General features: G+C 66.3%; 14 protein-coding genes. 3 read left to right on the forward strand and 11 right to left on the reverse strand.

The features are described 5' to 3' along the window. Positions 1-9: 9 nt before the first annotated feature. The 6 genes from ACNQQL_RS23835 to ACNQQL_RS23860 all read right to left on the reverse strand — a co-directional run bounded on the left by ACNQQL_RS23835 (position 10) and on the right by ACNQQL_RS23860 (position 5,478). A complete protein-coding gene (locus ACNQQL_RS23835) occupies positions 10-1,212 on the reverse strand; it encodes a tryptophan--tRNA ligase (protein ID WP_006487046.1) in 1,203 nt (400 codons plus the stop codon). Positions 1,213-1,220: 8 nt separating this feature from the next. Further along, positions 1,221-1,883 carry a site-2 protease family protein gene (locus tag ACNQQL_RS23840; protein WP_347066140.1) on the reverse strand — a complete coding sequence of 221 codons (663 nt, stop codon included), beginning with the start codon at positions 1,881-1,883 and terminating at the stop codon, positions 1,221-1,223. A gap of 51 nt (positions 1,884-1,934) precedes the next feature. Continuing rightward, positions 1,935-2,567, reverse strand: a complete 633-nt coding sequence (locus tag ACNQQL_RS23845; protein WP_034183578.1) for an L-threonylcarbamoyladenylate synthase — start codon at positions 2,565-2,567, stop codon at positions 1,935-1,937. A gap of 72 nt (positions 2,568-2,639) precedes the next feature. Then, the gene (locus ACNQQL_RS23850) at positions 2,640-3,470 is read right to left on the reverse strand and encodes a 3',5'-nucleoside bisphosphate phosphatase (protein WP_347066141.1); all 831 of its coding nucleotides are present in this window, start codon (positions 3,468-3,470) and stop codon (positions 2,640-2,642) included. Between the two features lie 82 nt (positions 3,471-3,552). Then, the gene (locus ACNQQL_RS23855; RefSeq protein WP_347066142.1) at positions 3,553-4,443 is read right to left on the reverse strand and encodes an alpha/beta fold hydrolase; all 891 of its coding nucleotides are present in this window, start codon (positions 4,441-4,443) and stop codon (positions 3,553-3,555) included. A gap of 177 nt (positions 4,444-4,620) precedes the next feature. After that, entirely contained in the window at positions 4,621-5,478 is an 858-nt protein-coding gene (locus ACNQQL_RS23860; RefSeq protein WP_347066196.1) for a ferritin-like domain-containing protein, read from the reverse strand. Positions 5,479-5,621: 143 nt separating this feature from the next. Here ACNQQL_RS23860 and ACNQQL_RS23865 point away from each other — a divergent pair, with 143 nt between their 5' ends. From ACNQQL_RS23865 to ACNQQL_RS23875, 3 genes are all read left to right on the forward strand, one after another. Further along, the gene (locus tag ACNQQL_RS23865) at positions 5,622-6,146 is read left to right on the forward strand and encodes a gamma carbonic anhydrase family protein (RefSeq protein WP_034183575.1); all 525 of its coding nucleotides are present in this window, start codon (positions 5,622-5,624) and stop codon (positions 6,144-6,146) included. Positions 6,147-6,171: 25 nt separating this feature from the next. Beyond that, entirely contained in the window at positions 6,172-7,122 is a 951-nt protein-coding gene (gene hslO, locus ACNQQL_RS23870) for an Hsp33 family molecular chaperone HslO (RefSeq protein WP_347066143.1), read from the forward strand. Between the two features lie 129 nt (positions 7,123-7,251). Next, a complete protein-coding gene (locus ACNQQL_RS23875) occupies positions 7,252-7,602 on the forward strand; it encodes a hypothetical protein (RefSeq protein ID WP_217589373.1) in 351 nt (116 codons plus the stop codon). Positions 7,603-7,688: 86 nt separating this feature from the next. Here ACNQQL_RS23875 and ftsB read toward each other — a convergent pair whose 3' ends face one another. From ftsB to ACNQQL_RS23900, 5 genes are all read right to left on the reverse strand, one after another. Next, positions 7,689-8,114 carry a cell division protein FtsB gene (gene ftsB / locus ACNQQL_RS23880; protein WP_347066145.1) on the reverse strand — a complete coding sequence of 142 codons (426 nt, stop codon included), beginning with the start codon at positions 8,112-8,114 and terminating at the stop codon, positions 7,689-7,691. 81 nt (positions 8,115-8,195) lie between these two features. Further along, entirely contained in the window at positions 8,196-9,479 is a 1,284-nt protein-coding gene (gene eno / locus ACNQQL_RS23885; RefSeq protein WP_011352544.1) for a phosphopyruvate hydratase, read from the reverse strand. Between the two features lie 106 nt (positions 9,480-9,585). Beyond that, positions 9,586-10,440 carry a 3-deoxy-8-phosphooctulonate synthase gene (gene kdsA, locus ACNQQL_RS23890; RefSeq protein WP_175961238.1) on the reverse strand — a complete coding sequence of 285 codons (855 nt, stop codon included), beginning with the start codon at positions 10,438-10,440 and terminating at the stop codon, positions 9,586-9,588. Then, entirely contained in the window at positions 10,437-12,095 is a 1,659-nt protein-coding gene (locus ACNQQL_RS23895) for a CTP synthase (protein ID WP_034183570.1), read from the reverse strand. The genes kdsA and ACNQQL_RS23895 overlap by 4 nt, the downstream gene beginning before the upstream one ends. 179 nt (positions 12,096-12,274) lie before the next feature. After that, positions 12,275-13,120, reverse strand: coding sequence for an alpha/beta fold hydrolase (locus ACNQQL_RS23900; protein WP_072437005.1), 846 nt, complete (start codon positions 13,118-13,120; stop codon positions 12,275-12,277). Positions 13,121-13,163 lie beyond the last annotated feature (43 nt).

Raw genomic sequence — 13,163 nt, forward strand, 5'->3', positions numbered from 1 at the left:
CGGACCGGATCAGTTGTACGACAGGCCCATCGCGTCGCGCACGTCGCGCATCGTTTCCGTCGCGTACTTGCGCGCCTTGTCGCACCCGTCCGCGACGATCGCGCGCAGCAGCGACGGATCGTCCATGTACTTCTGCGCGCGCTCGAGCATCGGCTGCTGCTCGCGCAGGATGCCTTCGACGACCGGCTGCTTGCAGTCGAGGCAGCCGATGCCCGCAGAGCGGCAGCCCTTCTGCACCCACTCGTGCGTCGCTTCGTCCGTATAGACCTGGTGCAGCTGCCACACCGGGCACTTGTCGGGATCGCCCGGATCGGTGCGGCGCACGCGCGCCGGATCGGTCGGCATCGTGCGGACCTTCTTCGTGATCGTCTCGGCGTCTTCACGCAGGCCGATCGTGTTGCCGTACGACTTGGACATCTTCTGCCCGTCGAGGCCCGGCATCCGGGACGCTTCGGTCAGGAGCGCCTGCGGCTCGACGAGGATGATCTTGCGCGCGCCTTCGAGATAGCCGAACAGGCGCTCGCGGTCGCTCATCGACAGGCTCTGCGATTCCTGCAGCATCGCGCGCGCCTGTTCGAGCGCCTCGTCGTCGCCTTCCTGCTGATACGCGTTGCGCAGCTCGTGATAGAGCTTCGCGCGCTTGCCGCCGAGCTTCTTCGCGGCCTCGAGCGCCTTCTCCTCGAAACCGGGCTCACGACCGTACAGGTAGTTGAAGCGGCGCGCGATCTCGCGCGTCATCTCGACGTGCGGCACCTGATCCTCGCCGACCGGCACGAGCGAGCCGCGATACAGCAGGATGTCGGCCGCCATCAGCACCGGATAGCCGAGGAAGCCGTAGGTCGACAGGTCCTTGTCCTTCAGCTTCTCCATCTGCTCCTTGTAGGTCGGCACGCGTTCGAGCCAGCCGAGCGGCGTGCTCATGCCGAGCAACAGTGCGAGCTCCGCGTGCTCGGGCACCTTGCTCTGGATGAACAGCGTCGCCTGCGCCGGATCGATGCCGGACGCGAGCCAGTCGATCAGCACGTCCCAGACGTTCTTCTCGATGACCTCGGGAGTCTCGTAGTGCGTCGTCAGCGCATGCCAATCGACGACGCAGAAGAAGCACGGGTACTCGGACTGCAGTTTCACCCAGTTTTTCAGCACGCCGTGGTAATGACCGAGGTGCAGCGACCCGGTGGGTCGCATGCCGGAGAAAATACGTTCTGGGAACATGATTGTCGTTAGAGAAGCGAGGCGAATGGAGACAGGACGGCGCTCAGCACGGCATAGCCGACATTGACGAGCGGGCGCAGCCAGAAGTTCGTCAGCACGCCCGTCGCGACCAGCACGAGGACGATGATGAAACCGTACGGCTCGATGCGCGACAGCGCGATCGATTGCTTCGGCGGCAGCAGCGCCGCCAGGATGCGGCCGCCGTCGAGCGGCGGAAGCGGAAACAGGTTCAGCACGCCGAGCACGAGGTTCGCGCTGACGCCGGCAAACGCCATCCGCGTGAAGAACGGCTCGTCGATGCCGACCGCGGGCAGCACGAGGGTCAGCAGACCCCAGATCAGCGCCTGCACGAAGTTGCAGGCCGGGCCCGCGAGCGCTACCCACAGGCTGCCCCAGCGCGGATCGCGAAGGTTGCCGAACGAAACCGGCACCGGCTTCGCATAGCCGAACAGGAACGCGCCGCCCGTCAGGAAATACATCGCGAGCGGGATCGCGATCGTGCCGATCGGATCGATGTGGCGCATCGGATTGAACGAGACGCGCCCCATCACGTAGGCGGTGTTGTCGCCGAGCAGGCGGGCGGCGTAGCCGTGCGCGGCCTCATGCAACGTGATCGCGAAGATCACGGGCAGCGCGTAGACGGCGATGGTCTGTATCAGGGAAGCATCCATATCGCGTTATTGTAACAAGCGCACTCGCGCAAAAATTGGAACGTCGCGCGCTTACGCGGCCGAGAGTCCGAACGGTTCGAGCGCGCCGCGCCCCGCGCGCACGAGTTCCGGCGCGTCGCCGGTCAGGTCGATCACCGTCGACGGCTCGCGCGGGCACGCGCCGCCGTCGATCACGAGATCGACCTGTTTCTCGAGCCGCGCACGGATGTCCTCGGGATCGTTGAGCGGCTCGTCGTCCGGCGGCAGGATCAGCGTCGTGCCGAGCAGCGGCTGGCCGAGCGATTCCAGCAGCGCGAGCGTGATCGCGTGATCGGGCACACGCAGCCCGATCGTCTTGCGCGACGGATGCGACAGCCGGCGCGGCACTTCCTTCGTCGCCTGCAGGATGAATACGTATGGGCCCGGCGTCACCGACTTGATCTGCCGGTACTGGCGGTTGTCGACCATCGCGAAGTTGGCGAGCTCCGACAGGTCGCGCACGAGCAGCGACAGGTGCTGCTTCTCGTCGAGGCCGCGAATCCGGCGCACCCGCTCGACCGCATCCTTGTCGTCGAGATGGCACGCGAGCGCATAGCTCGAATCGGTCGGCATCGCGATCACGCCGCCCTTGCTGACGATCTCGACGGCCTGCTTGATCAGGCGCGGCTGCGGATTATCCGGATGAATCCTGAAGAACTGGGACATGGAAGCAGGTAAAGAGGGAGAAGTCGGATGCGCGCGTCGGCTGCAACTCGGGCGGCGGGCGGCCGCCCAGCATCAGAGCCAGCGCTCCCAGACCGGTGTCAGATCGGACGGCAGCGGCGGCAAGCCGCCGAGCTCGACGCGGCCTTCGCCCGGCGCATGGAAATCCGAGCCGCGCGACACTTCGAAACCGAAGCGGCGGGCAACGTCCGCGTACTCGCGGTATTGGTCGGGCGTGTGGCTGCCCGTGACGACCTCGATCGCGCGGCCGCCCAGCTCGATGAACTCGCCGAAGAACGCGTCGAATTCGACGGGCGTATAGCGGTAACGGCCCGGATGCGCGACCACGGCTTCGCCGCCCGCCGCGCGGATCCACCCGACCGCATCGGACAGCGCGGCCCAGCGATGCGGGACGAACCCGGGCTTGCCGTCGCCGAGCAGGCGGTCGAACACGTCGGACGTCGATTCGGCGTGGCCGTGCTCGACGAGAAAGCGCGCGAAGTGTGTGCGCGAGATCAGGTCGGGATTCGATACGTACTTCAGCGCGCCTTCGTACGCGTCGGGGATGCCGAGCGTCGCGAGTTGCGCGCCGATCGCCCGCGCGCGTGCCGCGCGGCCGTGACGCGTGCGGTACAGGCCGTCGACGAGCGTCGGGTTCGCGGGATCGATGTTCAGGCCGACTATATGCACGGTGCGCGATGCCCACGTGACCGAAATCTCGACGCCGCTCAGGTAACGCATGCCGAGCGCTTCCGCCTCGCTGCGCGCCTCAGCCTGGCCGCCGATCTCGTCGTGGTCGGTCAGCGCCCACAGGGTCACGCCGCCGGCATGGGCGCGGCGCGCGACGTCGGCAGGCGACAGCAACCCGTCGGAAACATTCGAATGGCAGTGGAGATCAGCGTTCATTGTCGGCATGGCAGGTAAGGCTTCATTCTACTGCAATGCGGCAATTGCACCGCCAGCCTGCCCCGCCGCCGCCGTCGCAGACCTACGCGCAGAACGCCTCGATCAGCGCCGCAATCTGCTCGGGCTGGTCGTGATGCACCATGTGGCCGGCATCCTCGACGAGCTTCTCGCGCCAGTCGGGGAACGCGTTGAAACGCGCCTTGAATTCCGGCAGCGGGATGTCGCCGGCGAGGTGCGCGAGCGTCGGCGAATTGACGGCCTCGACGTGCAGCACCTTCGCGCGCACCTGCGCCCAGGTGGCCATCACCTCGTCGAGCCGGTACAGCAGCGGCCCCGGCATCTTGTGCGCGGGGTCGGCCAGCAGGTGATAGAGACCGTCGTCGCCGCGCTTCGACCAGTGCGCGGCGAGGAAGGCGGCGCGGCGCGGGTCGAGCCGCGGATTGGTCCTGGTCAGGCGCGCCGCCACGTCGTCGAGGGACGCGTAAGGGCGCAGCGCGGGCGGCTCACGCAGTTCGTCCAGCCAGCCGCGCAGCCGGCGCGGCGCCTGCTCGGCCCGCGCGGGCGCGAGCCCGAAACCCTCGAGGTCGACCACGCGCCGCACGCGGGCCGGCCGCGCGCCCGCATACAGGCACACGACGTTCGCGCCCATACTGTGCCCGACCAGATTGACTTCGCCGGTCGGCGCATAGTGATCGACAAGCGCATCGAGGTCGCCCAGGTATTCGTGGAACCAGTAGTGGCCGCCGCCCTGCCGCGCGACCGGCCAGTCGGACAGCCCGAAGCCGCGCGCATCGGGCGCGATCACCTGCCAGTCGCCCGCGAGCGCATCGACGACGAACTGGAACGACGCCGCAACGTCCATCCAGCCGTGCAGCATGAACAGCGTCGGCGCATCGGGCCGGCCCCAGCGCCGCACATGCAGCGTCACGCCGCGCACCGTGACGAAATCGGAAACAGAACTCGACGCACTCATTGCAGCCGCCAAAAAAAAGAATGATCGTTCGATTATAGCGGCGGCGCCTCCGTTCCGGCGGTCGGCATTCGAGGTCAAGCTCTAGCGGCCGGGTCATTCAAGGGTCTACCGGGAACCGCCACCAGCCGGGCGCGGGCCGGCCTGGCGGCAGACAGCACGCAGCCGGACGCGATCCGGCTAACGCGCGGCGTTTCCGTCCGCTGCGTCCTGCGCGGCCAGTTCGTCGAGTTCGGCCTGCTCGAATCCGGCATCGCGACGCGCATCGAAGTTGAACGGGCCGCGCAGCCGCGGCGCATGGTATTGCTCGGCGAGCTGGCGGTAGGCCGGCACCGGATCGCGGCCGGTTTCGTCGCACAGATACCGGAACCAGCGGTTGCCGATCGCGACATGACCGACCTCGTCGCGCAGGATCACATCGAGGATCGCGGCCGACGCATCGTCGCCCGCCTGTACGAGCCGCGCACGGATCGGCGGCGAAGCATCGAGCCCGCGGGCCTCGAGCGTGCGCGGCACGAGCGCCATGCGCGCCAGCACATCGCCCTTGGTCCGCTCGCACATCTCCCACAGCCCGTTGTGCGCGGGAAAATCGCCGTACGCATGCCCGAATGCCGCCAGCCGGTCGGACAGCAGCGTGAAGTGATAGGCCTCCTCGGCCGCGACCTTCAGCCAGTCCGCATAAAACGCATCCGGCAGGCCCGCGAACCGCCAGACCGCGTCGAGCGCCAAATTGATCGCATTGAATTCGATATGGGCGAGCGCGTGCAGCAGCACCGCGCGCCCTTCGGGCGAACGCATGCTGCGCCGCCCGAGCTGGCGCGGCTCGACCAGCGCCGGACGCACCGGGCGCCCGGGCAGGCCGGCCGGTTCGCGCAGTTCGAGCGACGGCGCGATCGCGGCCTGCCCGGCCAGCAGCGCGTCGTACAGCGAACGCACCTGCGCGGCCTTGGCCGCGGGTTCGGATGCGCGCAGCGCGTCGAGCGCGGCGTGGCGCACGCAGGCCGACGCATGACCGAAAGAAGAAGACTCCATGCTCATAAACGGGGACACCCTGCATGCGTATCGCGGGAGCGCACGCACGCGACGGTTTACAATATGCGATCGTTCCGCGGCGCCATGCGCGGGGCAAACCAGACGCGCCATTCTACCGGCGCCCATCACCGAAGAGACAAGGAGACTCCGTGACGATCTACAAGCTGGGCGATACGGCCCCGACGATCCACGAAAGCGTATTCGTCGCCGATACGGCGGCCATCATCGGCAAGGTCGTGCTCGAGGAAAACGCGAGCGTCTGGTTCGGCGCGACGATTCGCGGCGACAACGAGACGATTGCCGTCGGCGCCGGCAGCAACGTCCAGGAAGGTGCGGTACTGCACACGGACCCCGGTTTTCCGCTGACGATTGCCGAAAACGTGACGATCGGGCACCAGGCGATGCTGCACGGCTGCACGATCGGCGAAGGTTCGCTGATCGGTATTCAGGCGGTGGTCTTGAATGGAGCGGTCATCGGCCGCAATTGTCTGGTTGGTGCCGGCGCGGTCGTGACGGAAGGCAAGACGTTCCCGGACAATTCGCTGATTCTCGGCGCACCGGCGAAAGTCGTGCGCGAGCTGTCGGCGGAAGACATCGCGCGGCTGCGCGCGAACGCGAAGACATACGTCGAGCGGCGTGCGCATTTCAAGGAGCAACTCGTGCGGATCGGGTGATTCGCACGGATTTCAAGGAAGAAGAGTGAGCGACCAGTTACAGAAATTCATGTTCAATGCGGCGCCCGTGCGCGGCGAGATCGTTTCGCTGCGCAATACGTGGCAGGAAGTGCTCACCCGCCGCGACTACCCTGCCCCCGTGCGCACGGTGCTAGGCGAGATGATGGCCGCGTGCGCGCTGCTGTCCGCGAACCTGAAATTTCACGGCACCCTGATCATGCAGATCTTCGGCGACGGGCCGGTCCAGATGCTGGTCGTCCAGTGCAGCTCGGATCTGTCGATGCGGGCCACCGCGAAGTTCTCCGGCGACGCGGCGCAAACGATCGGCGACGACACGAGTTTCGCGTCGCTCGTCAACGCGAGCGGCCACGGCCGCTGCGTGATCACGCTCGACCCGGCCGACAAGCTGCCGGGCCAGCAGCCGTACCAGGGCATCGTGCCGCTGAACGGCGTCGACGGCCCGCTTGAATCGGTATCGCAGGTGCTCGAGCATTACATGCACCACTCCGAGCAGCTCGACACGCGGCTGTGGCTCGCGGCCGATCGCGACCGTGCGGTCGGCATGCTGCTGCAGAAGCTGCCGGGCGACGGCGGCATCGTGCCGCGCAACGCCGAAACCGATATCGACACGTGGGAGCGCGTCTGCACGCTCGGCGGCACGCTGTCCGCGAAGGAGCTGCTCGAGGTCGAACCGGAAGTCGTGTTCCGCCGGCTGTTCTGGCAGGAGAACGTGCAGCACTTCGAACCGGCGGGCACGCGCTTCCAGTGCTCCTGCTCGCGCGAGAAGGTCGGCGCGATGCTGCGCATGCTCGGCCGCGACGAAGTCGACAGCGTGATCGTCGAGCGCGGCCACGTCGAGATCCACTGCGAGTTCTGCAACCAGCGCTACGAATTCGATCCCGTCGACGTCGCGCAGTTGTTCGCGGCGCCCGGCGTCGAGACCGGCATCGCGCCGGCGACCGGCCAGCGTCACTGAGCGGCGCGCCCGATGCCCGCCGTCCGGGCACGGGCGCATAATGACGCCCAAGCGCCGCACGCACGACGCCGAAGGCTCGACCTTCGGCGCAAGCCGCTTCCCGCCGTCGGCGCGCTGCAGGAGAAACACATGAATCGCCCGTTTCGCACCATCGTCCTGACGAGCGTTGCAGCCGGCACGCTCGCGCTTGCCGGCTGCGCGATGCCGCCGCCGTCCTCCACGATCCTGAGCCGCCTGCCCGAACCGGGCGCGTCGGGCGGCCAGCCGCCCGCGCTGTCGAGCGCCGAACGCAAGCGCTACGACGAGATCGACCGGCAGGTGCTGCGCGAACAGAACAGCGCGATGGCGGCCGAGGCAGCCGCGCGCGCATGGGCCTATTACTCGCCGCCGCCCGTGACCGTCTATGGCGGGTATTACGGCGGATGGGGAAATCGCTGGGGAACGGGCATCGGCTACGGCTACCCGGGCTGGTGGTGGTAAGCGATCGCCCGGCCAATTGAACACTGGCAGGAAATAAAAAAGCGCGGCATTTCCCGCGCTTTTTCAATGGGTTCGAGCTGCCGCGCTCAGTGATGCGCGGCCTTGCCCTTGTCGCCGCCATGATGCCGCGACGGCTTCACGATCGACTGCGGATTCGGCACGACACGCACCGGCGCCGCCGACACGGCACCGCGCGTCGACGTATTCGAAGGCGTGTTGTTCAGCGGCACCGCCGGTGCATTCGGCGACACGAACTGCACGAATACTTCGCCGTCCTTCACCATGCCCATCTCGTAGCGCGCGCGCTCCTCGATGGCCGCGGTACCGCCCTGCAGATCCTGCACTTCGCCTGCGGTCCGCTCGTTGCGCAGCTTCTCGTCTGCATTCTTCTGGAGCTGGTCGCCGAGCTGCTGACGCAATTCATGCACCCGCAGCCAGCCGCCGTGTCCCCACCATAGGGGGTACTGAATGAGCGCCAGCAAGGCAATCAGGACGACAGTGACAAGCCGCATGTAAGAGACGCAGATATAAGAAGCGCCGCTCCGCGCACATGCACAGAGCGGCGTCGATATGACGAACCCGATATTAGCGCGTTAGCGCAGGTTATAGAAAGCCGATTTACCCGGGTAGCTCGCGATGTCGCCGAGATCTTCCTCGATGCGCAGCAGCTGGTTGTACTTCGAGATGCGGTCGCTGCGCGACAGCGAACCCGTCTTGATCTGACCGGCGTTCAGGCCGACCGCGATGTCCGCGATCGTCGAATCTTCCGTTTCGCCCGAGCGGTGCGAGATCACGGCCGTGTAGCCCGCGCGCTTCGCCATTTCGATCGCCGCGAACGTTTCGGTCAGCGTACCAATCTGGTTGATCTTGATGAGAATCGAGTTCGCAATGCCCTTCTCGATGCCTTCCTTCAGGATGCGCGTGTTCGTGACGAACAGGTCGTCGCCGACGAGCTGCACCTTCTTGCCGAGGCGATCGGTCAGCAGCTTCCAGCCTTCCCAGTCGCTTTCGTGCATGCCGTCCTCGATCGACACGATCGGGAACTTGTCGGCGAGCGTCGCGAGGTAGTCGGTGAATTCGGCCGACGACAGTTGCAGGCCTTCGCCCGCGAGCTGGTACTTGCCGTCGTGGTAGAACTCGGATGCCGCGCAGTCGAGCGCGAGCAGCACGTCCTCGCCCGCGCGATAGCCGGCCTTCTCGATCGCCTGCAGGATCGTCGACAGGCACTCGTCGTTACTGCCGAAGTTCGGCGCGAAGCCGCCTTCGTCGCCGACTGCCGTGCTCATGCCGCGGTCGCTCAGGATCTTCTTCAGCGCGTGGAACACTTCCGCGCCGCAACGCAGGGCTTCACGGAACGTCGGCTGGCTGACCGGGACGATCATGAATTCCTGGATGTCGAGGCTGTTGTTCGCGTGCGCGCCGCCGTTGACGATGTTCATCATCGGCACTGGCAGCTGCATCGCGCCCGAACCGCCGAAATAGCGGTACAGCGGCAGGCCTGCCTCTTCGGCGGCAGCCTTCGCGACGGCCATCGACACGGCCAGCATCGCGTTCGCGCCGAGGCGCGACTTGTTGTCGGTGCCGTCCAGCTCGAGCAGCGTCTTGTCGAGGAACGCCTGTTCCGACGCGTCGAGGCCCATGATGGCTTCGGAGATTTCGGTGTTGATGTGCTCGACTGCCTTCAGCACGCCCTTGCCGTTGTAGCGGCCGGCTTCGCCGTCGCGCAGTTCGATCGCTTCACGCGAGCCCGTGGACGCGCCCGACGGCACCGCCGCGCGGCCCATCGTGCCCGATTCGAGCAGCACGTCGCATTCGACGGTGGGGTTGCCGCGCGAATCCAGAATCTCGCGGCCGATGATATCTACGATTGCACTCATGGGTTTCCTCTGAGAATGACGATGGATTCTTCAAACTGCGACGGCGTGCGTGCCGGAACCGCTTTCGCTACTGACGCGCGAAGCCGTCGCAAGGTTCATTCGATCTTTAATTGAAATCGTTTTCCAGGAACGGGTTGCGCTTCACCGCCTGGTCGAGCGTGACGAGCGTCTCCAGCAGCGCGCCCATCCGGTTCAGCGGCACCGCGTTCGGGCCGTCCGACTTCGCCTCGGCCGGATTCGGGTGCGTTTCCATGAAGAGGCCCGCGACGCCCGTCGCGACCGCCGCACGCGCGAGCACCGGCACGAATTCGCGCTGGCCGCCCGAGCTCGTGCCCTGCCCGCCCGGCAATTGCACCGAGTGGGTCGCGTCGAATACGACGGGCGCGTTCGTTTCGCGCATGATCGCGAGCGAACGCATGTCCGACACGAGGTTGTTGTAGCCGAACGAGACGCCGCGCTCGCACGCCATGAAGCGATCTTCCGACAGCCCCGCTTCACGTGCCGCGTCGCGCGCCTTGTCGATCACGTTCTTCATGTCGTGCGGCGCGAGGAACTGGCCCTTCTTGATGTTGACGGGCTTGCCCGAGCGCGCGCACGCATGGATGAAATCGGTCTGGCGGCACAGGAATGCGGGCGTCTGCAGCACGTCGACGACCGACGCGACCTGCTCGATCTCGTCGATCGAATGTACGTCGGTCAGTACCGGCAGGCCGAGCTGGCGCTTCACCTCGGACAGGATCCGCAGGCCCTCGTCCATTCCGAGGCCGCGAAACGACTTGCCCGAGCTGCGGTTCGCCTTGTCGTAGGACGACTTGTAGATGAACGGAACGTTCAGCTTCGCGCAGATCTCCTTCAGGCGGCCCGCCGTGTCGATCGTCATTTGCTCCGATTCGACGACGCAGGTACCCGCGATCAGGAAGAAAGGCTTGTCGAGACCGACCTCGAAATCGCACAGCTTCATGCTTTCACTCCGCGCGCTTGCTTGTTGGCGAGCGCGGCTTCGACGAACGACTTGAAGAGGGGATGACCGTCACGCGGCGTGGACGTGAATTCCGGGTGGAACTGGACGCCGACGAACCACGGGTGCATCGAGCGCGGCAGCTCCATCATTTCCGGCAGATCCTCGCTCGGGGTACGCGCGCTGATGATAAGGCCGCCGCTTTCGAGCTGGGGCACGAAGCGGTTATTGACTTCATAACGGTGGCGATGACGCTCGTTCACGTCCTTGCCGTAGATTTCTTCCGCCATCGTGCCGGGCTTGATCGGGCAGCGCTGCGAGCCGAGGCGCATCGTGCCGCCGAGATCGGATTCCTCGGTGCGCGTCTCGACCTTGCCGTCGCGGTCGTACCACTCGGTGATCAGCGCGACCACGCGTTCCGGCGTGTCCGGATCGAATTCCGTGCTGTTCGCCTGCTTCAGGCCGACGACGTCGCGCGCGAACTCGATCACCGCGAGCTGCATGCCGAGGCAGATGCCGAGATAAGGCACCTTCGCCTCGCGCGCATAGCGGATCGCCGCGATCTTGCCTTCGGTGCCGCGACGGCCGAAACCGCCCGGGACCAGCACCGCGTCGAGGTGCTTCAGGCTGTCGACGCCGTTCGTCTCGATCTCTTCCGAGTCGATGTACTCGATGTTGACCTTGGTCGACGTGTGCAGCGACGCGTGACGCAGCGCCTCGATCAGCGACTTGTACGATTCGGTCAGGTCGACGTACTTGCCGACCATGCCGATCGTCACTTCGTGCTTCGGGTTCTCCAGCTTCTCGACGAGCTCCGACCACATGCTCAGGTCGGCATCGTGCGGCGTCAGCTTCAGCTCGTCGCAGATGATCTTGTCGAGGCCCTGGTCGTGCAGCATCTGCGGAATCTTGTAGATGCTGTCGGCGTCCCACACCGAGATCACGGCGTCTTCCGGCACGTTCGAGAACATCGAGATCTTCTTCGACTCGTCGTCGGGGATGCGGCGATCCGCGCGGCACAGCAGCACGTGCGGCAGGATGCCGATCTCGCGCAGCTTCTGCACGCTGTGCTGGGTCGGCTTCGTCTTCAGCTCGCCGGCCGTCGCGACGTACGGCACCAGCGTCAGGTGCACGAAGCACGCGCTGTTGCGGCCGAGGCGCAGGCTCATCTGGCGCGCGGCTTCAAGGAACGGCAGCGACTCGATGTCGCCGACCGTGCCGCCGATCTCGACGATCGCGACATCCGGCTCGCCGCAGGTGGCCGATGCCGCCCCGCGCTCGATGAACGCCTGGATTTCGTTCGTGATGTGCGGAATGACCTGCACGGTCTTGCCGAGATAGTCGCCGCGGCGTTCCTTGCGGATCACCGATTCGTAGATCTGGCCGGTCGTGAAGTTGTTGGCCTTGCGCATCTTCGTGCTGATGAAGCGCTCATAGTGGCCGAGGTCGAGGTCCGTCTCCGCTCCGTCTTCCGTCACAAACACTTCGCCGTGCTGGAACGGGCTCATCGTGCCGGGGTCGACGTTGATGTAGGGATCGAGTTTGAGGAGGGTGACTTTCAGACCGCGCGATTCGAGGATCGCGGCGAGGGAAGCGGCGGCAATACCCTTGCCAAGGGAAGAAACTACGCCGCCGGTGACGAAAACATATTTGGTCATCGCTGGATGCTCGCGGGAAAAACGGATTATACCGTAAAGCCCGCCCTTTTCTCAGCAACTGACGCGATGATCGCGCCCTTTCGGGCGGACCCGCGCCAACCGTGCGCCGGGGGCGAACCGGCCGGCCGGTCGGCGCGGCCGCACCCGCCGCGGCGCGTACCGGACCGCCGGACGGAGCGTCAGGCGCGCTTCGCGAGCGGCGCGCCGCCCTGCGACACACCGCCCTCTTCCGCCTTCAGCGAATTCAGCATCCGCTGCAATGCACGGGCGGTCTCGAGCGGCCGCTCCATCGGGAACAGGTGGCTGCCCTCGAGCCATTCGACGCGGCCGCGCGCCGCCCGGCGCGTCGCGTCGAGCCCGACCTGCCGCACCTCGCGCGAACGCGTGCCGGCGAGAAAACCGATCGGCACCGGCGCGCCGTGCGCGAGCCGCGGGCCGAGCGTGTGCGGCAGCGTCCGGTAGATCAGGTATTCGACCTGCCGGTCGAACGCGAGCGCACGCTCGCCGTCGGCACCGGCCTGCGGAATGCCGTAGTCGATGTAGTCGGCCAGCATCCGTTCGTCCCAGCGCGCGAACGCGGGCTTCTCGCGGAAATGCCGCCAGACTTCGTCGCGGCTCACCCAGTGCGTGCGCCGGTTGCGGGTCGCGGCGGCCGGCGACAGCCGCTCGTCGAGCCCCGCCCACTGGCTCGCGCGCAACGCGCCCGCACGCCAGCCCGCGATGATCGGCGAATCGATCATCACGACGCCGCGCACCCATTGCGGCTTCTTCAGCGCGGCCATCAGCGACAGGTAGCCGCCGAGCGAATGGCCGACGAGCCAGACCGGACGCTCGTAGCGGCTGCCGATGTCGTCGAGCAGTTGCTCGACGAGATGCGGCCAGTCGCGCGTCACCGGGTAGCGGCGGTCGTGGCCGATCCGCTCGATGTAGCGCAGCTCGTAGTCGTCGGCCAGTTCGGCGAAGATCGTCCGGTACGTCGACGCCGGAAAGCCGTTCGCATGCGAGAAGTGGAGGATGTCCTTCAAACGCCGATGTCTCCTTTGTCGACGGGAGTATGTGCTTCAGCAC

This window comes from Burkholderia sp. LFS061 (genome assembly GCF_047978125.1).
Lineage (GTDB): Bacteria > Pseudomonadota > Gammaproteobacteria > Burkholderiales > Burkholderiaceae > Burkholderia > Burkholderia pyrrocinia_C.

Bases quoted from the DNA above. Each gene is read 5' to 3' on its own strand.
- ACNQQL_RS23835 (WP_006487046.1), bottom strand. From the start codon at position 1,212: ATGTTCCCAGAACGTATTTTCTCCGGCATGCGACCCACCGGGTCGCTG.
- ACNQQL_RS23840 (WP_347066140.1), bottom strand. From the start codon at position 1,883: ATGGATGCTTCCCTGATACAGACCATCGCCGTCTACGCGCTGCCCGTG.
- ACNQQL_RS23845 (WP_034183578.1), bottom strand. From the start codon at position 2,567: ATGTCCCAGTTCTTCAGGATTCATCCGGATAATCCGCAGCCGCGCCTG.
- ACNQQL_RS23850 (WP_347066141.1), bottom strand. From the start codon at position 3,470: ATGAACGCTGATCTCCACTGCCATTCGAATGTTTCCGACGGGTTGCTG.
- ACNQQL_RS23855 (WP_347066142.1), bottom strand. From the start codon at position 4,443: ATGAGTGCGTCGAGTTCTGTTTCCGATTTCGTCACGGTGCGCGGCGTG.
- ACNQQL_RS23860 (WP_347066196.1), bottom strand. From the start codon at position 5,478: ATGAGCATGGAGTCTTCTTCTTTCGGTCATGCGTCGGCCTGCGTGCGC.
- ACNQQL_RS23875 (WP_217589373.1), top strand. From the start codon at position 7,252: ATGAATCGCCCGTTTCGCACCATCGTCCTGACGAGCGTTGCAGCCGGC.
- ftsB (WP_347066145.1), bottom strand. From the start codon at position 8,114: ATGCGGCTTGTCACTGTCGTCCTGATTGCCTTGCTGGCGCTCATTCAG.
- eno (WP_011352544.1), bottom strand. From the start codon at position 9,479: ATGAGTGCAATCGTAGATATCATCGGCCGCGAGATTCTGGATTCGCGC.
- kdsA (WP_175961238.1), bottom strand. From the start codon at position 10,440: ATGAAGCTGTGCGATTTCGAGGTCGGTCTCGACAAGCCTTTCTTCCTG.
- ACNQQL_RS23895 (WP_034183570.1), bottom strand. From the start codon at position 12,095: ATGACCAAATATGTTTTCGTCACCGGCGGCGTAGTTTCTTCCCTTGGC.